The 21,323-nt window shown below is 63.4% G+C and carries 20 protein-coding genes and 1 tRNA gene; 7 read left to right on the forward strand and 14 right to left on the reverse strand.

The genetic code is table 11. The features are described 5' to 3' along the window. Positions 1 to 141 precede the first annotated feature (141 nt). The 3 genes from OXH56_01090 to OXH56_01100 form a co-directional block, all read right to left on the reverse strand. On the reverse strand, positions 142 to 642 hold the full coding sequence (locus OXH56_01090) for a peptidylprolyl isomerase (protein MCY3553892.1): 501 nt from the start codon (positions 640 to 642) through the stop codon (positions 142 to 144). 210 nt (positions 643 to 852) lie between these two features. Further along, positions 853 to 1,449 (reverse strand): peptidylprolyl isomerase, encoded by a 597-nt coding sequence (locus OXH56_01095; GenBank protein ID MCY3553893.1) that lies wholly within the window; start codon positions 1,447 to 1,449, stop codon positions 853 to 855. A gap of 75 nt (positions 1,450 to 1,524) precedes the next feature. Continuing rightward, positions 1,525 to 3,387: a radical SAM protein gene (locus tag OXH56_01100; protein MCY3553894.1), complete on the reverse strand. Its 1,863-nt coding sequence runs from the start codon at positions 3,385 to 3,387 to the stop codon at positions 1,525 to 1,527. A gap of 245 nt (positions 3,388 to 3,632) precedes the next feature. Here OXH56_01100 and OXH56_01105 point away from each other — a divergent pair, with 245 nt between their 5' ends. Together OXH56_01105 and OXH56_01110 are read left to right on the forward strand one after the other, a co-directional pair. Beyond that, entirely contained in the window at positions 3,633 to 4,556 is a 924-nt protein-coding gene (locus OXH56_01105; GenBank protein MCY3553895.1) for a DUF4835 family protein, read from the forward strand. Positions 4,557 to 4,819: 263 nt separating this feature from the next. Then, complete coding sequence (locus tag OXH56_01110) at positions 4,820 to 5,680, forward strand: hypothetical protein (protein MCY3553896.1); 861 nt, start codon at positions 4,820 to 4,822, stop codon at positions 5,678 to 5,680. Between the two features lie 63 nt (positions 5,681 to 5,743). Here OXH56_01110 and OXH56_01115 read toward each other — a convergent pair whose 3' ends face one another. From OXH56_01115 to thyX, 7 genes are all read right to left on the reverse strand, one after another. Then, a complete protein-coding gene (locus OXH56_01115) occupies positions 5,744 to 6,568 on the reverse strand; it encodes a carbohydrate ABC transporter permease (protein MCY3553897.1) in 825 nt (274 codons plus the stop codon). 58 nt (positions 6,569 to 6,626) lie between these two features. After that, positions 6,627 to 7,508 (reverse strand): sugar ABC transporter permease, encoded by an 882-nt coding sequence (locus OXH56_01120; GenBank protein MCY3553898.1) that lies wholly within the window; start codon positions 7,506 to 7,508, stop codon positions 6,627 to 6,629. Next, positions 7,505 to 8,899, reverse strand: coding sequence for a sugar ABC transporter substrate-binding protein (locus tag OXH56_01125; GenBank protein MCY3553899.1), 1,395 nt, complete (start codon positions 8,897 to 8,899; stop codon positions 7,505 to 7,507). Before OXH56_01125 ends, OXH56_01120 begins: the two co-directional genes overlap by 4 nt. A gap of 85 nt (positions 8,900 to 8,984) precedes the next feature. Then, entirely contained in the window at positions 8,985 to 10,394 is a 1,410-nt protein-coding gene (locus OXH56_01130) for a sugar ABC transporter substrate-binding protein (GenBank protein ID MCY3553900.1), read from the reverse strand. 121 nt (positions 10,395 to 10,515) lie between these two features. Beyond that, positions 10,516 to 12,015, reverse strand: a complete 1,500-nt coding sequence (locus OXH56_01135) for an alpha-N-arabinofuranosidase (protein MCY3553901.1) — start codon at positions 12,013 to 12,015, stop codon at positions 10,516 to 10,518. 36 nt (positions 12,016 to 12,051) lie between these two features. Then, positions 12,052 to 13,047 (reverse strand): ribonuclease HIII, encoded by a 996-nt coding sequence (rnhC, locus tag OXH56_01140; protein ID MCY3553902.1) that lies wholly within the window; start codon positions 13,045 to 13,047, stop codon positions 12,052 to 12,054. 67 nt (positions 13,048 to 13,114) lie between these two features. Beyond that, positions 13,115 to 14,206 (reverse strand): FAD-dependent thymidylate synthase, encoded by a 1,092-nt coding sequence (gene thyX / locus OXH56_01145; protein ID MCY3553903.1) that lies wholly within the window; start codon positions 14,204 to 14,206, stop codon positions 13,115 to 13,117. Positions 14,207 to 14,351: 145 nt separating this feature from the next. On the opposite strand from thyX, the gene OXH56_01150 reads away from it, so the two are divergent. The 5 genes from OXH56_01150 (at position 14,352) to OXH56_01170 (ending at position 17,744) form a co-directional block, all read left to right on the forward strand. Beyond that, a complete protein-coding gene (locus OXH56_01150; GenBank protein MCY3553904.1) occupies positions 14,352 to 15,239 on the forward strand; it encodes a phytanoyl-CoA dioxygenase family protein in 888 nt (295 codons plus the stop codon). Positions 15,240 to 15,381: 142 nt separating this feature from the next. Next, positions 15,382 to 15,678: a type II toxin-antitoxin system RelE/ParE family toxin gene (locus OXH56_01155; GenBank protein ID MCY3553905.1), complete on the forward strand. Its 297-nt coding sequence runs from the start codon at positions 15,382 to 15,384 to the stop codon at positions 15,676 to 15,678. Continuing rightward, the gene (locus OXH56_01160; protein ID MCY3553906.1) at positions 15,675 to 15,962 is read left to right on the forward strand and encodes a putative addiction module antidote protein; all 288 of its coding nucleotides are present in this window, start codon (positions 15,675 to 15,677) and stop codon (positions 15,960 to 15,962) included. Before OXH56_01155 ends, OXH56_01160 begins: the two co-directional genes overlap by 4 nt. A 73-nt stretch (positions 15,963 to 16,035) precedes the next feature. Beyond that, positions 16,036 to 16,887, forward strand: coding sequence for an SDR family oxidoreductase (locus tag OXH56_01165; protein ID MCY3553907.1), 852 nt, complete (start codon positions 16,036 to 16,038; stop codon positions 16,885 to 16,887). Between the two features lie 14 nt (positions 16,888 to 16,901). Then, the gene (locus OXH56_01170; protein MCY3553908.1) at positions 16,902 to 17,744 is read left to right on the forward strand and encodes an SDR family oxidoreductase; all 843 of its coding nucleotides are present in this window, start codon (positions 16,902 to 16,904) and stop codon (positions 17,742 to 17,744) included. A 130-nt stretch (positions 17,745 to 17,874) separates the two neighbouring features. Here OXH56_01170 and OXH56_01175 read toward each other — a convergent pair whose 3' ends face one another. From OXH56_01175 to OXH56_01190, 4 genes are all read right to left on the reverse strand, one after another. Further along, positions 17,875 to 18,738, reverse strand: coding sequence for a hypothetical protein (locus OXH56_01175; GenBank protein MCY3553909.1), 864 nt, complete (start codon positions 18,736 to 18,738; stop codon positions 17,875 to 17,877). A 168-nt stretch (positions 18,739 to 18,906) separates the two neighbouring features. Beyond that, positions 18,907 to 20,580 carry a thiamine pyrophosphate-binding protein gene (locus tag OXH56_01180; GenBank protein ID MCY3553910.1) on the reverse strand — a complete coding sequence of 558 codons (1,674 nt, stop codon included), beginning with the start codon at positions 20,578 to 20,580 and terminating at the stop codon, positions 18,907 to 18,909. A gap of 170 nt (positions 20,581 to 20,750) precedes the next feature. Continuing rightward, a tRNA-Met gene (locus OXH56_01185) sits at positions 20,751 to 20,824 on the reverse strand. A 38-nt stretch (positions 20,825 to 20,862) separates the two neighbouring features. After that, positions 20,863 to 21,323 (reverse strand): Gfo/Idh/MocA family oxidoreductase (locus tag OXH56_01190; GenBank protein ID MCY3553911.1); only part of this gene is annotated, 461 nt, incomplete at its 5' end.

Raw genomic sequence — 21,323 nt, forward strand, 5'->3', positions numbered from 1 at the left:
TACCCACGGAATGCGCTCCTCATGCCGCTTCCCTATGCCTGGCCTGGTGTGGCCGGCCTGGTTCGGCCGACCTGGTCAGGTCTGGTCCGGTCTGGTCCGGCCTGGTTCGGCCGACCTGGTCAGGTCTGGTCCAGTCAGGTCTTATTGCACCCGCTCTATGGTCAGTTTCTCCAGCACGATATCGAAAAGGGGACGATCGTTCCGCGTCTGCACCCGGCCAATGGCGTTCACCACTTCCTGGCCCTTCATAACCTGGCCGAAGATGGTATAGCCTCCGTCCAGATACGACTTCGGGCCGTGGGTGATGAAGAACTGGCTGCCCGCGGTATCCGGCGATCCCGCGTTGGCCATGGCCAGCCGGCCCGGACGGTCAAAGCGCAGCGAACCCCGGATTTCGCCCTTGATCTGGTAACCCGGACCGCCCTGGCCCGTGCCAGTGGGATCTCCGCCCTGGATCATGAAGTTGGAAATGACCCGGTGAAAGAGGGTCCCGTCGTAGTACGGACGCTTTACCTCCCGCCCGGTTTTGGGGTCCTTGAAGGCCCGGGTGCCCTCAGCAAGTCCGATAAAGTTATCCACGGTGGCAGGCGCCAGCTGGTCGAAGAGCTTGCAGATGATGACGCCCATGTTGGTCTGAAACACGGCGTAGGTCCCCGGTCCCAGATCCTGGGACGCCAGTTGGCCGGATTCCGCCTGTGCCGCGTCGTTCGTCTGCGCCGCGTCGTTCGACTGGACGGGCGGAGCCTCCGTTACGTTCGACCCGAAGCGTGGATTCGCCGCGGCCCCAACGGACCAAGCGACGAGTCCCGCCAGCACGGCGGATATCGCGGTGATACGTATCAAAATCATCCTTTACTCGCCCTCCCCTCTGACCACGGTCACTTTGACGATGCTGACCTCTTCGATGGGCCGTGACTGGTTCGCGGGCACTTCCGAAATGGCGTCGGCCACTTCCTGTCCCTCCACGACCTGGCCAAAGATGGTATGGACCATGTCGAGATGGGGCGTAGGCGCTACCGTGATGAAGATCTGTCCGCCGTTGGTGTTGGGGCCGCGATGCGCCATGGCCAGGCGGCCGGGCTGGTCGAAACGCAGTTCCTCGCGCAACTCGTCATCGAACACGAATCCGGGGCTTCCCATGCCGGTACCGGCCGGATCACCGGTCTGGATCATGAAGTTCGGAATGACCCGGTGAAAGATCACGCCGTCATAGTAAGGCGTACCGGACATGGTTTCGCCGGTTACCGGGTGGACCCACTCCCGTGTGCCTTCGGCCAGGCTCGAGATGATGTCCACGGTCATGGGTGTCTTGTCGGGGTATAATTCGCATTTCATGGTGCCCAGGGTGGTTTCGATGATCAACATGTTTGCGGGTTCTCCGCTGGTTTCGGGTGGCTCGGACGATTCGCCGCAGGACGCGGCCAGGAACAGCATGCAAATGGCAGCCATCAAATAACCTGAATTGCGCATCTTACTCCTCCACTGACTTTAAATGGTGAATTGGTCGACGCGAGCCGATTACGGCTATCCGACGCGCGCCGCCGTGTCCGGCCGGGTGACGTGCGCCGTGGTCTGCCTTTTTCGATAGGGCAGGTTGTGGCTCTTTTTATACTCCCACTGGAGCCTGTGGTTTTCCTTCTCTGTCGATATGAAATCCCAGGGAAGCGACTGCAGGTCCGCCATGTCCCCAAGATAGCGAGAGGTATCCATCCCCAGTTCCGCCGCGGCGCGTTTCCAGTCGCCGTCCATCCGCGCGGTTTCCATCACGAATCCACTCAGTTCCCGGCCGCCGCGGGACAGAATAGCCTCGAAGTAGGCGGACTTCAGGCTCTCGTGCTTGACGTCCACGCCCGCCGTGCCGCGCAGGGCCTTCTGTATGCGCTGCAACTTGCGCCTTACTTCCTTCGGAGACGCCATGGGACTCCACTGGAATGGCGTCAACGCCTTCGGCACGAAGGGATTGATGCTTAACCGCAGCCGTCCGCCCGGTTCCCCGCACTCCCGCTGAAGCAGGGCAAGCCGGCGCGTCATCTCGATGAGTTCATCGATGTCCGCGTCGGTCTCCGTCGGCAAGCCGACCATGTAGTACACCTTGAGGTGCTTGATGCCCTTCTCGAGTATCCTCCGGGCGCCGGTCAGGATTTCCTCCGAGGATATGGGCTTGTTGATCGCCTTGCGCAACCTTTCCGACCCGGCCTCCGGCGCGATGGTCATGGTACGCAGCCCGGTCTTCAGCATCAGTCTCAGCAGGCTGTCCGGGACCAGGTCGACCCGGACCGACGAAACGCCTACGCGGAGCCCGGTTTCATCCAGGCCCGCACAGAGTTCGTCGAGGTGGGGATAGTCGCACATGGCCGAGCTGACCAGGCCCACGGCCTTCAGCCCCTCCTTGCCGTCGCGCGCAAGGGACGCGTTCTTCGACCGGATGACGTCGAGTATGGTATCCGGCTTCAGGGCGCGGAACTTCGGATAGACGTAACTCACGGCGCAGAAGCGGCACCGGCGGGGACACCCCCGTGAGATCTCGATGAGCAGCATGTCGCCGAACTCGGTGTCGGGCGTGAGTACGGCGGAATGGGCGGGGTAATCCTCGAAATCGCGCACCTGCTGCTTGGCGATACGTCCGACGGGGGCGCTTTCCGCCTCGGCTGCCTGGACATCGCTTTCCGCGCCGGCTGCCTGGACATCGAATTCCGCGCCGGCTGCGGCGGTACCGCATCCAGCGTCCGCGGCATCGCAACCGGCATCCGTGACCGCCCCGACGGCCGACGGCCCCTCCCGGTCACCCGGGGATGCGGACTGGAAAGAAGGCACATACATGCCTGCCAGCGACATGGTACGGGCGAGATGCTGTTCACGGTCCAGTCCCTGGTCCGCAATGTAGCGGTCTATGTAGGCGTAAGCCGCCTCTTCGCCGTCGCCGATGACCATCACGTCGGCGAAATCCGCCAGGGGCTCCGGGTTGATGTAGGTAATCGCGCCTCCGATCAGCACGATCGGATCGAAGCGTGTCCGGCTTTCCGTGCGCACCGGCACTCGGGCGAGTTCCAGTATGCGGACGAGGTTGGGATAGTCGTTCTCGAAGGACACGGAGAAAGCCACGATGTCGCACGAACCAAGCGGCAGCCCGGATTCGAGCGTAACCAGCGGCTTGCGGGACCTGGACAGGGCTTCCAGGCTGGAAGGCTCCGGGAGAAAGGCCCGTTCGCAGACGACGTCGTCCCGCTCGTTGAGGTGACGGTAGATGGTCTGGAACCCCAGGTTCGACATGCCCAGGTAGTAGGTATTGGGATACACCAGGGCGATTCGAACGGCCTTGCCGCCCGGATTCTTGTATATGGTCCCCCGTTCGCGGGCGAGGGTCTCCGCCAGGGATTGTCCGAACATGCACCCTTCCGAAACGCTGATCGGCCGCGCGGTTCCGCTTCCATGGCCGCACCGGACCGATCGTCCGTGTCACCATCCGCTATGGACGGCAAAAATACAGTCCATGGACCCGAATGTCAAGGCTCGCGCCAGGTCAGGCACCAGGGCTGCGGCGGTGCGGGATAGGCTTGACAGGCCCCGGTCGCGCGGTTAGTTTTCCGACATTCGACGGCTGTTGCGATACCCCGTATACCGGGAGCATGCCCATGGATGCGATGACGCACCGGAAGACCCGGAAACTAACGTGGATACCGGCCGGCGTACTGGCGCTCTGCCTGCTGGCGATTCCGCCGCAGGACGCACGCGGGCAACAGGTAAGAGCCGACGTCTTGGCGCACCTGGAAGCCTTGCCGGTCCTGCACCGCGAGCAGATGGCGGACTTCGGCCTTACGCTCGCCGACTACATCGAAGAATGGGACTGGCTGGAAGAGGACCTGCCCGAGCCGGTACACGTGGGCATCGAAGCCATTCTGGCCTTTATGGGCAGCGCGGTAAAGACTCAGTACGGCTCGCGCCTGACCGTGTACAGCGGAACGGACCTGAAATACCTGGACCGGTGGTGGTTTTTCGAGTACGAGCGGGAAGACCTGCTGCAACACGACGACCAGCAGTTCAATGCCCTGACGTGGCTGATCGATTACTACGTGCACATCATGATCGGGCACGCACTGGACAAGTACACGGATTTCGGCGGCCAGAGCCATTTCCAGCGCGCCAATGCCATTGCGCTGGACGGCCGGTTCAGCCGCGATTTCCAGCGGGGGTGGGACGAACGGCTGGACCTGATCGACGGGATCCTGGCCGAAGACTACAAGCCCTACCGCCTGGTCCGGAACCGGTATTACCGGGGGCTGGCGGCGCAAAAGGATAACAAGTTGGTGGAGGCCCGCACCCTCTGCCGCGAGGCCGTGGATCTAATGGCGGAAATTCACGAAAAGAACCCGAGAGACAAGTGGCTGAGTGAGTTCCTGAATGCCCACTACCTGCAGCTGGCGGATGTATTCAGCGCGGAATCACCCACCGAAGTGCCCGATGCGGAGTCTTCCAGGGAAGCCTACGACATGCTCATCAAGATCGATCCCGAGCACAGGCCGACCTATGAAGAGCATGCGGAGCGGGTGGGACGTTGACTCGGCAGTCCGGACCGGACCAGGTTGGACCAGGCCGGACCGCACTGGACGGCACTGTTCCGGGCCGTCCATGGAACGTTCAGTCTCCCCGGCGGTACTTCGCGGACCGGACCGACCATCTCCTTGACCTGTTCCGCTGAAACCGGCTGCGGCCACAGGTAGGACACCGCCACTTGCGCTGCTTGTGAAAGCTGCGCTTCTCCTCGATCATCTTTCGGTCGCAACGGTTGCAGCGCATGAGTATCGAAAAGGGAAGACAGTCAATGACCTATGAAAAGGAATTTGGCAGGACCGGCAGGACCGGCAGGACCGGCAAAACACGTAGTCCCGCCAGGACCGGCACACTCAAAATCCTGATCCCGGGCGTCCTGATGGTGCTGGCGGCACTCCTCGGCGCCCCCACGGTCCACGGATCCGAAGACGATCCGGCGATATGGCGTAAAATGGTGCGCGCATCTACCACCGTGCACGATGTTTTTCTTTCCCGAACGCCGCAGATCGTGATCTACGGCAACGGCCTCGTCGTGTTCCGGGACGACGAAGCCCAGGCACTGCACCGCTTTGTCCGGCTGGAAGGTGAAGAAGTGCCCGGTCTGTACCTCGTCATGCAGACCACCTTCGGCCTGTCGAGCCTGACCAACGAATGGCTCGATAACGAGTTAACCTACGCCAGAAGCATTCAGGAGCCCTATCGAGACAACAACGACAAGGTGACTATCTGGATCGGGATGCACTCGCCGCCGAGTCTGCACACCTACTCGCCCGCGCTCCTCAAGGCCCGTTCCGTCAACGACGTGATCGCGCCGGCGTGGAACGCCATGTACAAGTTCAACCTCTTCCTCGCCGGTTTCACCCATCCGAGGGCCGCACCCTACGTCCCCGACCGCGTCGAGATCGCCGTGCAGCATCTGCCCCGGTACATGGCGGACCAATCCGGCGAGGCCGTGGACTGGCCGCTGGATACGATCGACCTGGCCGAGGTAAAGGGGAAGCGTCCGCGGGGATACCGCACGCTCACCGGACCATCGGCCCGCGAAGCCTACGGGCTGCTGACCGGCAACCAGGTTATCCGCTCCGGCGATCAGCTGTACCTCGTCTGGGTGCGCCCTGTCCTGGTTCCCTGATTTGGCGCGCTGCATCGCGCGGACGGTCCTTCCAGATCACGTGCTACGGCCGCCACCCTGCCCTCAGCCCTTCACCGCTCCCAAAGCCAATCCCCTGACCATGTACCGCTGAACGAAGGCGAACACGGCCAGCGCGGGAAGCAGCGCCAGCGTGGCGCCGGCCATCATGCGCCCCCAGTGGACGTCGTACTTGCTGATGAAGTTGTACAGGCCCACGGGCAGGGTGAAGGTGGATTCCGTGTTCAGGAACATCACGGCGAAGAGCAGTTCATTCCAGGCACCGATGAAGGCGAACAGAAAGGTGGCGATCAGCCCGGGTCGGGCCAGCGGCACGGCCACGCGCAGGATGGCCCCCATCCGGTTGCACCCGTCCACCATGGCGGCCTCTTCGAGTTCCGACGGGACGCCCGCGAAGAAGCCCTGCATCATGAGCGTGCAGAAGGGGATGTTCAGCACGGTATACACGATCATCAGGCTGTAGAGCGTATCGAGCAGCCCGAGTACCCGGAAGATGATGAAGAGCGGGACGATGAGCACCACCACGGGCATCATCTGGGTCGCCAGGAAGACCAGGAGGGTGGCCTGGCGCCCACGGAACCGATAGCGCGCCAGGGCATAGCCTCCGAGCACGGACACGGTGAGCGTGCAGGCCGAGGCCAGGCTGGCGACCGTGAGGCTGTTGGTGAAGAACCGGGGGATGTCGGTGCGCAGGAAGACCTCGGCGTAGTGTTCCAGCGTAGGCGCCGCCGGGAAATACCGCAGGGGCCATATGAAAAGGTCCTCCGCAGGCGTAAGGGAAGTAGCCACCATCCAGTACACGGGAAAAACGGCGAAAACGAAGAACGCACACAGTCCGGTGAGCTGAACCAGCCGGCGCATTGGATGCATACGGATCATCGTCCCTGCCTCAAATGGCGGCCTCAAATGGCGGCCTCAAATGGCGGCCTCAAATGGCGGCCTCGTCGCCGTAGAACCGGGTGACGCGGAGGAATACGGCGGTGAAGGCCAGGGAGACCACGGTCAATGTCACGCCCAGGGCGGCCGAATACCCGAAATCCAGGCCCAGGAAGGCCTTCTGAAACACGTAGAGCGCCAGGGTGCGGGAAGCTCCGGCCGGCCCGCCCCCGGTCATGACCCAGATCAGGTCCGCCCAGTTGAAGATCCAGATCGCCCGGAGCAGAATGGTGATGACGATGGCCGGCTTCACCATGGGCGCGGTGACGCGCCAGAAGGATTGCCAGGCCGTAGCGCCGTCCATGTCGGCCGCTTCGTACAGACTCGGCGGGATGGCCTGCAGGGCGGCGAAGAGCATGACGGCGAAGAAGGTGACCCCGAACCAGATATTGGCGAGCACGCAGGAGAAGAGTGCCGTCTCCTCCCGGGACAGGAACCCGACCTTCTGATCCAGCAGGCCGGTCCGGATGAGCAGGTCGTTGACCAGCCCGAATTCCCCGTTCAGGAGCCAGGCCCAGATGATGGCGATCAAAAAGCCCGAAACGGCCCAAGGCGCGAAGACGATAGCCTGGAAGATCCCGCGGCCCCTGAACCGCGCGCTGTTGAGCAGCAGTGCCAGGCAGAAACCGAGCAGGAACTGGAAGCACAGCGATACGACCACCCAGACCACCGAGTTCCACAGGCTCCGCCAGAAGTACTCGTCCCCAAGCATGAAGGCGTACTGGTCCAGTCCGACGAAGGGCGTATTGAGGGGATCCATGAGTTGGTATTCCTGAAGCGACAGCAGGAACACCGTGGCCATGGGGTAGAAAAGGAATCCGGCGATAAGCAGGTAGGCCGGCGCCAGGAGCAGGTAGGGATCGGCCTTTTTCATGGCGCGAGGGGTTGCCGGGTGCCGAGGGGCTGGGTGGTTCCGGGCGGCCGCGGCGTCTCGGGACCGTGGCGTTCCACGTAACGCTGCTGAGCCCGGCCCAGGAAGTCGGCCAGCCGGTCGAGCGTTTCCCGCGGCGACTGCCGGCCGAGGAGCATTTTCTGCTGTTCCTCGGTGACCAGCACCTCGATGAATTCACCCATTTCGGGCAGATAGCTCGGATACCAGTTCTGCAGGAGCCTCGTATCGGTGGCCATGTCCATGAACGGTCGCAGGAACCCCTGGCCGAAGTAGGGGTCGTCCATACCCTGCTTTACCGTCGGCAGCACGCTCGCGTCCTTGCTGTAGGCGATGAGCTGCTCCGGCGCCATCATCCACGCGTAGAACGCCAGGGCGCTGTCGAGGTTCTTCGCCTCTTTGGATATGGAGAGGATCCAGATGTCGTTGGAAGCCACGTGGGCCCGGGGCCCGGCGGGCATGAGCGCCGTGACCAGGGTCGATTCGTCCATGCCGTAATCCAGGCAGGTGCGCACCACTTCCGGGTCCTGCTCGATGCACCCGCAGATCCCGGACCAGAACCCCTGCACCAGTTCGTTGTATCCCCAGTTCACCGCGTCCGCCGGCGCCAGCCCGTCCCGGTAGAGATCGTTCCAGTAGGTCAGTCCTTCCACGTGTTCCGGGCTGTTGATGATGCAACGCTGGTCCTCGTCGAACCATTCGTTCGTGCCGGAGAACTCCTCCAGAATGGGCCACCAGGTCCAGAAGCCCCCGCGGGCGCCGCGCAGGGCGTAGCCGTAACGGCCGCGGTCCCGGTCGGTGATCCGCTCCAGCAGCGTGCGCCAGCCGGACCGGGAAGCCGCGGGTTCCAGTCCCTGCTCGTCCAGCCACCGTCTGCGGTAGAACATGGCCCGTGTCGTCAGCTCCAGGGGCAGGCCGTAGACCCGGCCGTCCTCGATGGCCGTGCTGCTCTCGCACCGGAGCAGTGCCGTCCGCGTGAAGGCGTCGCGGTGGGGCCACGACGCGTACCAGGACGTCAGGTCCTCGATGGCGCCCATGGCCCGGAACTCGGCCATCCACTGGCCCGTGGCCGTGATCACGTCGGGCGGGTTGCCGCCGGCGATCATGGTGAGCAGCTTGGCGTGGCCCTGGTCCCAAGGCACGGGCATCACTTCCACGCGCAGGTCGTCCCGCAAGGCCATGAAGCGGTCGACCTGGCGGGCCAAAGCCTGGTTCTTCACCTCGCCCATCGGGCTGAAGACCGAGATGGTCCGGCGGTCGTCCACGCCTCCGCAGCCCAGCACGGCCGCGCCCGCGAAGGCGGTGCCGCCGACCCGCAGTATGTCGCGGCGGGTAAGTCTACGGGGTTTCCTGAGGGATCTGGCGTGGTGAGGCATCGTGTGGGTTTCGTAGCAGCGTATCGTCCGCCTGCACGGTCCAACGCGCTGTCCGTGCAGTCGTACGTTGTGGTCTATTGACGCGCTATGCCGGTGGTCTCGGCGTATCCGGACCGTATCGGTCCACGTACTTCCTCTGCGCCCGGGTCATAAAGTCGGCCAGCCGGTCGAGCGTCTCCCGGGGAGATTGCCGCCGCAGCAGCATCTTCTGGTGCTCCTCGGTCACCCGCACCTCCAGAAACTCTCCCATCTCCGGCAGGTAGTTGGGATACCAGTTCTGCAGGATGGCCGGGTCCGTGACCATTTCCACGAAAGACCGGTAGAGACCCTGTCCGAAGGCCGGGTCCTCCATCGCATCGGCGAAGGGCGGGATCATGTTGACGTCCCTGCAGTACCTGAGCCGCTGTTCGGGCGCCATCAACCAGCCGAGAAACGTCCAGGCTTCATCCTTGCGCGGGGAGGCCGACGACATGGACGTATACCCCCCGTCGGACAGGGCCACGCGGGCCCGGGGGCCGGCGGGCATGACCGTGATGGCAAGGCTGTTTTCATCCAGGCCGTGCTCCAGGCAGGTCCGGACGACCTCGGGGTCCTGCTCCATCGTGCCGCAAAGCCCCGACCAGAATCCCTGGACCAGTTCGTTGAAACCCCAGTTCAGCGAGTCGGGCGGGGCGAGGCCGTCCTGGTAGAGATCGTTCCAGTAGGACAGGCCCGCCACGTGGTCCGGACTGTTGATGACGCACCGGTGGTCTTCGTCGAACCAGGTGTTCGTCCCGGCGAATTCCTGGGCGATCGCCCACCACGACCAGAAACCGCCCCGGGCCCCCCGGAGCGCGTAACCGTAACGCTGGCGGGAGGGATCCGTGATCTTTTCAAGCAGTACGCGCCACTCCTCGCGCGTCTGGGCCGGCGCCAGGCCGTGTTCGTCGAGCCACTCGGTGCGGTAGAACATGGACCGGACGGCCACCTCCGTGGGCAGGCCGAATACCTGGTCCCCGTCGAAGGCCATGGTCGACCGGGTCAGCCTTTTCACCTGTTCCGAATAGCCCTGGAGATGGGGCCAGTCCCGCACCCAGGGTCCCAGGTCCTCGAGGGCGCCCATGGCCCGGAACTCGGTCACCCACCAGCTGGGAATGGTCATGACGTCGGGTGGCGCGCCGCCCAGGATGGCGGTGAGATACTTCGAGTGGGCCTGGTCCCAGGGCACCTTGATATGCTCGATCCGGATGCCGGGATGGATGTCCATGAACTCCGCGATGAGCGGTTCCAGAGACCGGTGCTTCTCCCGCGTCTGGGCCGTCATGAAGCGCACGGTCGTCCGGTCAGCCTGGCCCGCCTGGCCGGCCCGGGCGGTCCGGCCCGGGCGGTCGTCACCGCCCCCACCGCAACCGGTCACGGCCGCGCCAAGCAGGACGCCGCCGCCGAGTAGGGCGCCGCCGCCGATTTTAAGGACTTCGCGGCGCGAAAGTTTCCGGGGTTTGGCAGATGCGGTCATGGGATGGAAGGGACGAAGATGCGACTGTCGCGGAAGACGCGGCGCCGAAGGGTCGCGGACCGGGCTGCGCTACCAGGGCGGCGCAGTCACGGCCCGGGCGGTGCGGACCGAGTGCCGCGTCCTACCATTTCTCGAGTTCGAAGGTCATCGCCGCGAAGGACAGCGGGGGAAGAAAACACTGGCACCTGCCCCCGGCGATCTTGATCTCCCGGTAGGGCCGCTTGCCGACCAGGTCGGGCTGTTCGAATGAATTTGCCGCCTTCGGGTCCTGTCCTCCGGTGAGTATCTCGGCGCCGACCAGCGACTCGATCGGCCGGTCTTCGAGCACGATGCGCAGCGGCACGTCGGTGTCCGTGCTGCGGTTCGTGACGAAGACATGCAGTTTGCGGTCGTTCTGGATCATGGCGGCGTCGATGTAGTTTACCCGCCCATAGCTTTCGCTCATGTATCCCGCGCCGTCTACAAAGGTCCTGAGCGACGTGCCGTCCTGCCGACCCGCGTACATCGTGAAGGGGTGGTAGATGGACTGTACGAGCAGGTCGTCTCCCCGGGTGATCAACGGCGCGATGACGTTGACGATCTGGGCGATGTTCGCGATGCGGACCGAGTCGGCGTGGCGCACGAAGCTGTTCAGGAATCCGGACACGACGAGGGCGTCTTCGAGGTTGTACACCTCCTCCACCAGGTGCGGCGCGAATTTGCCCTCTCCATCCGTTTCGCGGTTCTTGTACCAGACATTCCATTCGTCGAAGCAAAGGTACGTGCGCTTGTCGCTCCGGCGCCTGGCCTGGACGAAGCGGCATACCGCATCCATCTCCTCGATCTGCCGGTCGATGGAGTTCGTGACGGCCAAGTAGTCCGGCGTATCGTCCTTCGGGTTGCCCACGTAGCGATGCAGGCTGATGTAGTCGGCGTAGTCGCCCAGGTAGTCGAGGACCTGCCGGTCCCAATCCATGTAGGTGTCGAACATGTCCACGGAGCAGGAGCCGCAGGCGACCAGTTCGATCCGCCGGTCCGCGTCCTTCATCATCTTCGCGGCCTGCTGGGCCCGAATCGCGTATTGTTCCGCCGGCACGTGGCCGAGTTGCCAGTGTCCGTCCATCTCGTTACCCAGGCACCACAGGCCGACGTCGTAGGGCATCTCCTCCCCGTTGCCCACCCGGATGTCGGCGAAGTTCGTGCCCGCGGGGCAGTTGCAGTACTCGACCCAGTTGCGGGCTTCCTCGGGCGAGCCGGTACCGAGGTTGACCGTGAGCATGGGCTGCCAGTCCATTTTGCGGCACAGCCGGATGAACTCATCGGTGCCGAACGCGTTCGGCTCGATGCTCTGCCAGGCGAGTTCGCGCACGGTGGGACGCAGCTTCTGCGGACCCACGCCGTCCATCCAGTGGTAACCGGACGCGAAGTTGCCGCCGGGATACCGCATGACGGTCATGGACTGACGTTTCATCGCATCCATAACGTCCGTGCGGAACCCGTCCTCGTCCGCGTGGCTGCAATCCGGGTCGTACACGCCCTCGTAGACGGCCCTGCCGATATGCTCCAGGAATCCTCCGAAGATCCTCGGATCAACCGGTGCGATCTGGAATTTAGTGTGTGCGTACAGTGTCGTCTGTCGCATAAAGGCTGCGTTTCCTAATGGTTTACAACACCTGGCTTACACTACCTGCGCCGTGGTCTTGTAGTGCATCTTGGCCACGGAATGGAGTCTGTCCACACCATGCCGTTCGACGTATTTCCTGCCGGCGGCGATGACCGGCGCGCCCGCGCCCTTGGGCAGGATGAGTCCGGCCTCGCCCGACAGCCTTTCCAGGTATTCCAGGAACCGGTCCCGGGCGAGAATAGACGCTGCGGCCACGGCCAGGTACCGCTCTCCCCGGTGTTCCTGGATCAGTTCGATCTCGCGGCCCTTTTTCATGAGCCGGGACCGGATGTAGCTTTCATTGCCGAACTGGTCCGTCACGGCCAGTTGGCACGGGGCGCTTTCCAGCAGGCTTTCGATGGTGCGGGCGTGTCCCCAGGCCAGGAGATGGTTGAGATTCCTGCCTTCGCGCCGGAATTCCTCGTACAGCGTGTTGTACCGCTCCGGCGGTATGATCACCTCGCGGTATTTTCCGACGCAGATCCGCCTGATCTCGGCCGCCAGCTTGCGGCACGTGGCGTCGCCCAGCTTCTTGGAATCCCGGATGCCCAGGGTCACCAGCCGGTCCCGGGTCCCGTTTTCGACCAGGACGCCGCCCACTACCAGCGGACCGAAATAATCGCCCTTGCCGGACTCGTCCGTCCCGATGTGGGGAAGGGGAAGCTTCCGGGTCCCGGCACCGCCGGATCCATTGGCGCTGCCTTTTCCATTGCGACCGCCGAATCCAACGCCGGCCGTTTCCGCGGTCTCATCCAGGAAGGGCGATAGCACGTGCAGGATCACCTGGAGCAGATTACCCGCCCTGCCCTGGATCATCAGGGTGCCTTTCCGGTACTGCTTGAGGACCAGCCTTTCCCCTTCGTCCTCGAACGCCAGTACCCAGTCGCACCAGTCTTCAGTCCTGCGCTCCGTCGGGCCGAGGTTCTCCAGGGCCTCGAGGATCCCGCGCCGCGTGCCGACGTCGGCGATATCGTATCTACGGGATACGGGCTCCGGTTTGCCTCGGTTCATCGGTAACCGCTTTCCGGTCGTGCCCGGTCGCTCGATGCCGGGCATCCGGCCATCAACCCGCCAGACGCTAGGCGGGATCGTCACCTGACCGCCACGGAACCGGCATGTTCAGCTGCTGAAGCTTGGCTTCGAGCTCGTCCCGCTCCCGGCTGCGGCGCAGCTTGCCGGACTTTGAAATGTACCGGTATTCCACCAGTAATTCGTTGACTTTTCCGTTATCGCCCGCCTGGATCGCCCGGATGATTTCCCAGTCCAGGTGGGTCAGCTGCATCGCGTTCACGCTGTAGTCCAGAAAGGCCTGCCAGGCGATGGGACACCAGGCCGACACGATGCGGTGTCCGATCAGACGGGCGTACTGGCGGATCTCCCATTGCGCGTGGTCATCCATACGCAGCAGGAGGAACCGCAGCAGGTTCAGGAGATTCACCTTCCAGTAGGCTTCCGTGTAGGTGGACAGGGGCAGGTCCTTGCGGGCCTGTTCCCGGGCGATGCCGGCCTCGATTCGTTCTTCGTAACGGGTCCGGGCGGCCTCCTGGAGTTCCCGTTCCTTTTCGGTAAAATAGGCGCCCCGCTCGGTATCGACAAAACCGCCGCTGCCCTGGCGGTTGCCCTCCGCCTGAAACCTCCACGCATCGGGGGACGTGGTCTGCGTCGCGTCGATCGCCAGCGAGTAGCGGGTGCTGTACTCGTTGACCGAAGCCGTCCGATGCCGGATCCACTGCCGCCAGCAATCCATGGGCACCCGGAGGTGGAACTTGATGTCGCACATCTCGAAGGGGGTGGTGTGCTGATGCCGCATGAGATAGCGGATCAGCCCCCTGTCCTGGTGCACCTGGCGGGTACCGGCGCCGTAGGACACGCGCGCGGCCTGCACGATGGAATGATCGCTGCCCATATAGTCGACGACACGGACGAACCCGTCGTCGAGCACCTTGAAGGGTTCGCCCAGGATCTCGTCCAGTTCGGGTACCGTCGGACGGTCGAGTTGTTGCGCTTCGATCTGTTCGGGTACTTCGGGTTCTTCGGACACGGCATCCCGCAGTTTGGGGCGTGGTTTTCCAGGGGAAATCCGGCGTCCGTTCCGGGTTGCGAAAGCGGCGTTCACCACCACGGCATTCACCTCGGAAATGGACTTGGGGACGTTAACCGGGGCGGGCATGGCTGTCAAGGCATTTTGTGGCCTTCGGCGCGGGGATTCAGATCGATGTTTTTATCGTTGCGCCGTGCATCTGCCGGGCTATCTTCTGTTGCTTAAGCACCCGATATCAAAATCAAAATTGCCACTTCGTCAGGAGGGTTTCTCCATGCCCGAATCGCCGGCCTTTACCACCATGAGCGAAGAGGAACAGTACCTGTACGACCTGCAGGGCTTTCTACACGTGCGTGGTTTCCTGGACGGGGACGAAGTACAGGCAATGAACGCGGCCCTCGACGCCAATCCCGACCGGCTCGGTTCGTACGACGGGCCCAACGAACTCAGCGGTGACTGGCGGGGCAGGCCCTTCGAAGGCAAGTACGCCCCCTTTCGCCACTACGAGGGCATGCTCACCTGGCCGCAGCCCTGGTGCCAGCCCTTTCGCGACCTCCTGGTCCATCCGAAGATCATACCCTATCTCAACACCCTCTTCGGCCGCGGCTGGAAGCTCGACCACGGCGTCGACGTGCTGATCGCCGAAGCGGGTTGCGAGGGGCTCAAGATCCACGGATCGGGTAACGCGACCTTCAACGGATCACGGTACTACCACTATCACAACGGGCGCATGCGCTCGGGCCTGATCGTGTGCCAGTTCGCCCTGGCGGACGTGGACCCCGGCGCGGGCGGGCTCTGCGTCATCCCGGGCAGCCACAAGGCCAACTTCACCTGTCCGGAGGACATCCTGACCTGGGAGGCCAACCAGGACCTGGTCCATCACATCGTTCAGCAGGCAGGCGACCTGGTGATCTTCAACGAGGCCACCGCCCACGGCACCCTGCCCTGGCACGGCAAGCACGACCGGCGGGTCGCCCTGTACCGGTACACGCCCAAGTACCTGCACTACGCCGGCGGCATCTACGAAACCAGTCTGCCCGAATGGACCTCCGAGCTCACCGAGGCCCAGCGCGCCGTGCTGGAACCGCCCTACATCTACCACCACCCCATCGTGGAAGACGACGGCGAAACCGTCGTGCGGCCGCGGAGAGAGGGCGAGTGAGGATTGCGGGGCAAGATCAGGATCAAAAAATACGACCAGTATGTAATGTAAGACTGCAATTGAGGCGGCGGAGATTCCGTTTCAGTCGCACTTGCTGATCAAGTCAAAGTTGACAGAGTGTGAACTGTAGTTTACATTACATATGATCGAGATCATTGAAAGTGCCGTATTCAGGCGATGGGTCCGTGGCCTGTCTGACCGTAGCGCGGTTGCACGCATCAATGCGCGTTTGCGAAACATCTCACTGGGTAATGCAGGGGATGTCAAGCCCGTGAGACACGGTCTGTTCGAAATAAGATTACATCATGGACCAGGCTATCGGATCTATGTCCTTCGCGAACGGATGAGGATGATCGTATTCTGTGCCGGCGATAAAGACAGTCAAAGGCGGGATATTGCGCACGCCGTCAGGCTGGCGAGGGAATGGAGTTGGAAATGAGTATTTCATTTTCAAAGTGGAAAGTGACGGAGCACCTGCGCACCTTGGAAGACGCTCGTCTCTACCTGGAAGCATGCGCGAAAGAAGATCCAGGAGATGGCAGTCTCATACGAGCAGCATTGAATGATATCGCCCGATCGGGGAATATGAGCTGGCTGGCCCGTGAGATCGGAATGAGTCGGGAAGGGTTGTACAAAGCACTGTCGGAGGACGGTAATCCCGCATTCTCCACGGTAGTTCGTATCGTGCGTGCCCTGGGTCTCCAGGTGCGGTTTACGGCGTGACTGGTTTTTTCGCTGAATTGCCGAGTGTCGCAGACAGAAACAGAACTCGAGTGATCCGTTTAGAAGGTTCATAATGTACAACCTCCACGGCAAAACCGCCCTGGTCACCGGCGCGGGCGGGGAACGGGGCATCGGCCGGGCCGTCGCCACGCGGCTCGCGAAGGAAGGCGCCGACGTCATCGTCAGCGACCGGGTCGCAAATCCCTATCCCGGCGACTCGTCGGAATGGAAGGGACTGCCCTCCGTGGTCAGGGAGATCGAGGCGGCGGGGCGCAGCGCGGAGGCCATCCTGGCCGACGTCTCGCAGGCCGAACAGGTGGAACGGCTCGTATCCGGGGGGATCGACCGTTTCGGCCGCATCGACATCCTCGTGAACGGCGCCGGCTCCCTGCCGGGCAAAGACCGCGTGCTCGTCGTCGATATGGAGGAGGAAGCCTGGGACAAGGAGATGAACGTCAACGCCAAGGGCGTGTTCCTCATGTGCCGGGCTGCGGCGCGCCACATGATCGAGCGGGGAGAGGGCGGCAAGATCATCAGTATCGCCTCCACGTCGGGCAAAATCGGGCGTAAACGGTTCTCGGCCTACTGCGCGTCCAAGGCGGCCATCATCCGGTTCACCCAGGCCCTGGCACAGGAAGTCGGTCCCCACGGGATCAACGTCAACTCGGTGTCGCCCACCGCGGTCGATACCGAGCGCCTCGGATTCATCGAAGAGGCCGTATCCGACGGCGCCGTCCAGGGCACATCGTGGAAAAACAGCGAAGCCCACCGGGCGTTTATCCAGGAGAAGGCCGGTATTTCACCCCTGGGACGGGTGGCCCGGAGCGAAGACGTGGCACAAACGGTCGCCTTCCTGGCCTCATCGGAATCGGACTACCTCACGGCCGTGGACTTGGTGGTGGCGGGCGGGGCGGAGATCTTCTGATGGACGGGACGTCAATGACCCCTCGTAAACCCCGCCTGGACGGCAAGGTGGCCGTCGTGACGGGCGCGGGCACGCAGAGCGACGTGGCGGGCACGGGGCAGGCGACCGCCGTGCTCCTGGCCCGGGAAGGTGCGAAGGTGCTGCTGGCGGACCGAAGCGCGGAGAACGCCGGTAGGACGCTGGCCGTCATCGAGGAAGAAGGGGGTACGGCTTCGGTCTTCGCCGGGGACGTGACCCGCTCGGACGACTGCCGAGCCATGACCGAAACCGCGGTGGAACGGTACGGCGGGCTGCACATCCTCTTCAACAACGTGGGGCTCAGCTATCCGGGTACGGTGGTGGACGTGCAAGAGGCGCACTGGGACGAGATCATGGCGGTGAACCTCAAGGCCAAGATGCTCGCAAGCCGGTTCTCCATACCGGCGATGATGGATTCCGGCGGTGGATCCATCATCAACGTGGCGTCCATCGACGGATTCCGGAGCGGATGGTCGTACAACGTCGCCTACGAGACTTCCAAGGGCGGGGTCATTGCCCTGACGATCAACATGGCGGTACAGCACGGCAGGGACGGGATCCGCGTGAACTGCATCGCCCCCGGGCACCTTCACGGGTCCTTCACCGCCGGGCTTTCGGATGCGCACCGGGAACTCCGTTGGCGTTCCACGCCGCTCGGTACCGAGGGCACGGCCTGGGACGTCGCCCACGCGGCCGTCTTCCTGGCCGGCGACGAATCCCGCTGGATCACGGGGGTTACCCTCCCGGTCGACGCGGGCTCCTCCATCGCGCTGCCCCTGTCGGTCCTTCCCAGGGACGAAGGCGGCATCCTCCCCGACGCCGAAAGTGCTCGATACTGACCCTGGAACCGTCTCCCGGTTGGATAACCCCTTGAAACGTAAAGCCGGTCCTCCCCGCTCGATCGTTGAATGGGGAGAACCGGCCTCGGGATAATTCATTGCCAATGGCGATCCGGTCGACGGGACCGCGTCAAGGCCGATGGGTCTTCATGCGGGGCTGCTTCCGGGACGCCCGGTCTTCCTCAGGAGGCGGTGGTGGTGGCTTCACGGCGCGCCGTTCGTCCTTCGGTGGCGGTGGTGGCGTCCTGTCGGGTGGACGGTCATTCTTCGGAGGGGGCGGGGCCACGATGGGCGGTTCATCCTTGGGTGTCGAAGGATTCACCGGTCGCCGGTCATCCCGACGAGGTGGTGGTTTCGCCGTCGGACGGTTATCCCGTCGAGGCGGTCGGTAGACGGTCGGCCGGTCATACGGCCGGCGGGGCCTCCGAGGCCGGTACACGGTCGGTCGGTCATAGGACGAACGGGGTTGATAGACGGTTGGCCAGTCCTGCCCTTGTCGGGTTGGTAAAACGTTTGTCAGGTCATCCGACTGCCGGATCGCGATCGCGTCGATCCTGAGCGTGTAGGCTTCGCTGCTCCGGTCCGCGTCTGTTTTCTCTCTGGAGAAAAACCGGGCCACATTTTCCAGTTCGGAATAGAGGGAGATTTCCTCTTTGGTCTCCTCCACCTTGACGATGAGCAGCCTGTTCGCCCCGATCTGCGATGCTTTCAGCCGCAACTTGTTGACTAGGCCCTCGCGCGACGTACCCGTGAGGTGCATGGCTGCGACGCGAATGTAGGAACCGGGCCCCATTTCAGACACGGTGAAGATGGTCTTAACGTCGAAGTACCCGACCGAAGGCAACGCGCCCTGGCTGTCCAGCCAGACTACCGTCGTTTCCGATCCGTCCGTCGAGCCTGAATTGCGCGAGTCGCCGGTCCCGCCCGAACCGAGCTGGCTGTAAGACGAGCATCCGGCGAAGATCATGGCAAATGCGAATACAAGACAGCGCATAATGGGCCTCCTGTCTCAGGAATCGCGGAATAGCCAGTATCGGATTCTGGGAATACTGAGAATCTGTCGCTGTTTAATTGTAATGTACTAACTATTTGATAAACTGGAAACGATTTCTGTGGGAGGCCGGATGCCCGGGGGAGGGCGTCCGTGGGCAATCGCCCATCTTCACTCCGGAACGTAGGCTTTCGGCGCCATGGCGTCGATATCGGTAGCCACGTCGACGACGACCGGTCCGTCCGCCGCCACGGCTTCTTCGAGCGCCGGCCGGATCCGCTCCGGGTCCTCCACGCGTATCCCCTTGCATCCCATGGACTTGGCCACCCCGGCGAAATCCACGTCCTCGAAGACCCACAGGTCGTCCGACCCCTGGCCCCGCTCGCCGCTCGCATCTTCGAAAGCATCCCGGCACTGGTTGAAGGACCGGTTGTTGTTGATCACCGTGACGGTGTTGATCCCGAACCGGGCGGCCGTTTCGAGTTCCCCGAGATGGTACCAGAATCCGCCGTCGCCGGTGAAGCAGATGACGGGACGGTCCGGCGCCGCGCACTTTGCGCCCATGGCCGCGGGGAATGCCCAGCCCAGGGACCCGGCGCAGCGTAGGTAGGTCTGTCCCGGATCCGTGATCTCGATCATGGCGCCCGTCCACATGCCGGCGTGGCCCGTGTCCGACAGGAGTATAGCGTCGGACGGTAGAAACTCAGTGATTTCGCGGCACAGCCGCTCGGGGCGGATGGGCACGGCATCGGATCGGAGCAACCCGTCGAATTCGGACCGCCACCGGTCGACAAGTGCTCGCACCCTCTCCGTCCAGGCTGCCCGGTCCGGGACCAGGGCCACGGCCTCGATGAGGCGCTCCAGCGTCGCTTTCGCGTCGCCCTGAATAGCGACTTCTGCGGGATAGTTGCGGCCGATCTGGGCGGGGTCCACGTCGATCTGTATGGCCGGCGTCCCCTGCCGTGGAATCTGCCAGAAGTGGCTGACCTGCCCGCCTGTATGGCTGCCCACGAAGATCACGAGGTCCGCCTCCGAGACGATCTCGTTGGCGCACTTGCGGGAGTAGGTGCCCACCACGCCCGCGGACAGCGGGTGGTCCTCGAGTATCGTACCCTTGGCGTTCAGCGAAGTCGCAACCGGGATGGACAGTTTCTCGGCCAACCGTACAACCTCGGCCTGCGCGCCCGATGCGGTGACCCCTCCTCCCGCGACCAGTACCGGCCGCTCCGATCGCGCAATGCGCTGCGCTGCTTCCGCGACACGACCCGGCTCCGGTTCGGGGCGGAAGGCCGGATACCGGGAGAAGGAAGACTCCACGGTCACCTCGGCATCAAGCTTCGACCCTGCCGCGAGATCACCGGACAGCCCCAGGAAGTCCAGGTGGACCGGACGGGGCGCGCCCGTGGTGGCCTCGCGGAAGGCCTGACGCAGCAGGAACGGGATCTGTTCCACACCGTCCACGTAGGCATTGAACTTGGTGACCGGGTCGTAGAGGGGGCGGTGGTCCACTTCCTGGTAGGCCTGTTGGTAGAGGTAGTGGGGCATCCAGCGGCCCGTGACGGCGATGACCGGCGAGCATGCGAGCCAGGCGTCCTGGAGCCCGGCGGCGAGATTGGCCGCGCCCACGGACTGCGCCATGGCGATGCCGGGACCGTGGGCGACCCGCGCGTAACCGTCGGCCATGTATGCCGCGGCCTTTTCGGAATGGCACCGGATCCGCCGGATACCCAGTTTCTCCATCTCCACCAGGGCACCGTCCAGCACATAGGGAACGTGGAAGACGGCCCGGATCCCGTAACCGCGCAGCATCTCCGCGATGTACCGGTAGCCGGTCATTTTAGCCATCGGGTTACCTCGGTCAGATATTGTACGGTATAAACGGCCTGGGGCGGCTCACCGCGTAGCTCTCGCCACCGCGGATCTCTCGTCAAAATTATGCCAGTGCAGCACGGGACCAGCGGATCGGCACAAACAAAAACAGGGGCGGTCTTAGGAACCGCCCCTGATCGATCGAGTAGCGGGGGGAGGATTTGAACCTCCGACCTTTGGGTTATGAGCCCAACGAGCTACCAGACTGCTCCACCCCGCGTCGTCTATCCTGTTAATATACGGAATTCGCGGTTTCTGTCAAATGCTTTTTGCCGAATGCGGCACGTCCGTCATCGCCGAACCATCGGTGATGCCGCACCCCGCGAAGAGGGTGCGCTGCACCGCCATATCGTGGTCCAGGGTATAGTCCGGCTCCTTCGCGCCGGATATACAGGCCGCGAGTTCGGTCAGCAGCGAAGGCGGTCCCGGTGGCGTCGGAACGGACAGCTCCTGCCATCCCGCCGCATAGTCTTCGAAGGCATCCGCCAGCGAAAGCGTCAGGTTGTTCGAACCGATCGGCGTGTGGATGGCCGTACCCTTCGTGCCGTACAACTCGATGCGCCGGGTCAGCCCGCTCTCCACGTGCATGGACGCGGTGTCGACCGTTCCCAGGCCGCCGCCGTCGAACCGGTGAACGACCACCGCGTTGTCCACGTGCTTCCGTTCGCCGTGGAACTGCCCGAAGGTGGCGTCCACCTGCTGCGGCTTGCCCATGAACG

Source organism: Gemmatimonadota bacterium (genome assembly GCA_026702745.1).
Lineage (GTDB): Bacteria > JAAXHH01 > JAAXHH01 > JAAXHH01 > JAAXHH01 > JAAXHH01.

What these genes read in the sequence shown, in the direction of transcription:
- OXH56_01095 (MCY3553893.1), bottom strand. Translation starts at nt 1,449, where the DNA reads ATGGCTGCCATTTGCATGCTGTTCCTGGCCGCGTCCTGCGGCGAATCG.
- OXH56_01100 (MCY3553894.1), bottom strand. Translation starts at nt 3,387, where the DNA reads ATGTTCGGACAATCCCTGGCGGAGACCCTCGCCCGCGAACGGGGGACC.
- OXH56_01105 (MCY3553895.1), top strand. Translation starts at nt 3,633, where the DNA reads ATGGATGCGATGACGCACCGGAAGACCCGGAAACTAACGTGGATACCG.
- OXH56_01110 (MCY3553896.1), top strand. Translation starts at nt 4,820, where the DNA reads ATGACCTATGAAAAGGAATTTGGCAGGACCGGCAGGACCGGCAGGACC.
- OXH56_01115 (MCY3553897.1), bottom strand. Translation starts at nt 6,568, where the DNA reads ATGCATCCAATGCGCCGGCTGGTTCAGCTCACCGGACTGTGTGCGTTC.
- OXH56_01120 (MCY3553898.1), bottom strand. Translation starts at nt 7,508, where the DNA reads ATGAAAAAGGCCGATCCCTACCTGCTCCTGGCGCCGGCCTACCTGCTT.
- OXH56_01125 (MCY3553899.1), bottom strand. Translation starts at nt 8,899, where the DNA reads ATGCCTCACCACGCCAGATCCCTCAGGAAACCCCGTAGACTTACCCGC.
- OXH56_01130 (MCY3553900.1), bottom strand. Translation starts at nt 10,394, where the DNA reads ATGACCGCATCTGCCAAACCCCGGAAACTTTCGCGCCGCGAAGTCCTT.
- OXH56_01135 (MCY3553901.1), bottom strand. Translation starts at nt 12,015, where the DNA reads ATGCGACAGACGACACTGTACGCACACACTAAATTCCAGATCGCACCG.
- rnhC (MCY3553902.1), bottom strand. Translation starts at nt 13,047, where the DNA reads ATGAACCGAGGCAAACCGGAGCCCGTATCCCGTAGATACGATATCGCC.
- thyX (MCY3553903.1), bottom strand. Translation starts at nt 14,206, where the DNA reads ATGCCCGCCCCGGTTAACGTCCCCAAGTCCATTTCCGAGGTGAATGCC.
- OXH56_01150 (MCY3553904.1), top strand. Translation starts at nt 14,352, where the DNA reads ATGCCCGAATCGCCGGCCTTTACCACCATGAGCGAAGAGGAACAGTAC.
- OXH56_01155 (MCY3553905.1), top strand. Translation starts at nt 15,382, where the DNA reads ATGATCGAGATCATTGAAAGTGCCGTATTCAGGCGATGGGTCCGTGGC.
- OXH56_01160 (MCY3553906.1), top strand. Translation starts at nt 15,675, where the DNA reads ATGAGTATTTCATTTTCAAAGTGGAAAGTGACGGAGCACCTGCGCACC.
- OXH56_01165 (MCY3553907.1), top strand. Translation starts at nt 16,036, where the DNA reads ATGTACAACCTCCACGGCAAAACCGCCCTGGTCACCGGCGCGGGCGGG.
- OXH56_01170 (MCY3553908.1), top strand. Translation starts at nt 16,902, where the DNA reads ATGACCCCTCGTAAACCCCGCCTGGACGGCAAGGTGGCCGTCGTGACG.
- OXH56_01175 (MCY3553909.1), bottom strand. Translation starts at nt 18,738, where the DNA reads ATGCGCTGTCTTGTATTCGCATTTGCCATGATCTTCGCCGGATGCTCG.
- OXH56_01180 (MCY3553910.1), bottom strand. Translation starts at nt 20,580, where the DNA reads ATGGCTAAAATGACCGGCTACCGGTACATCGCGGAGATGCTGCGCGGT.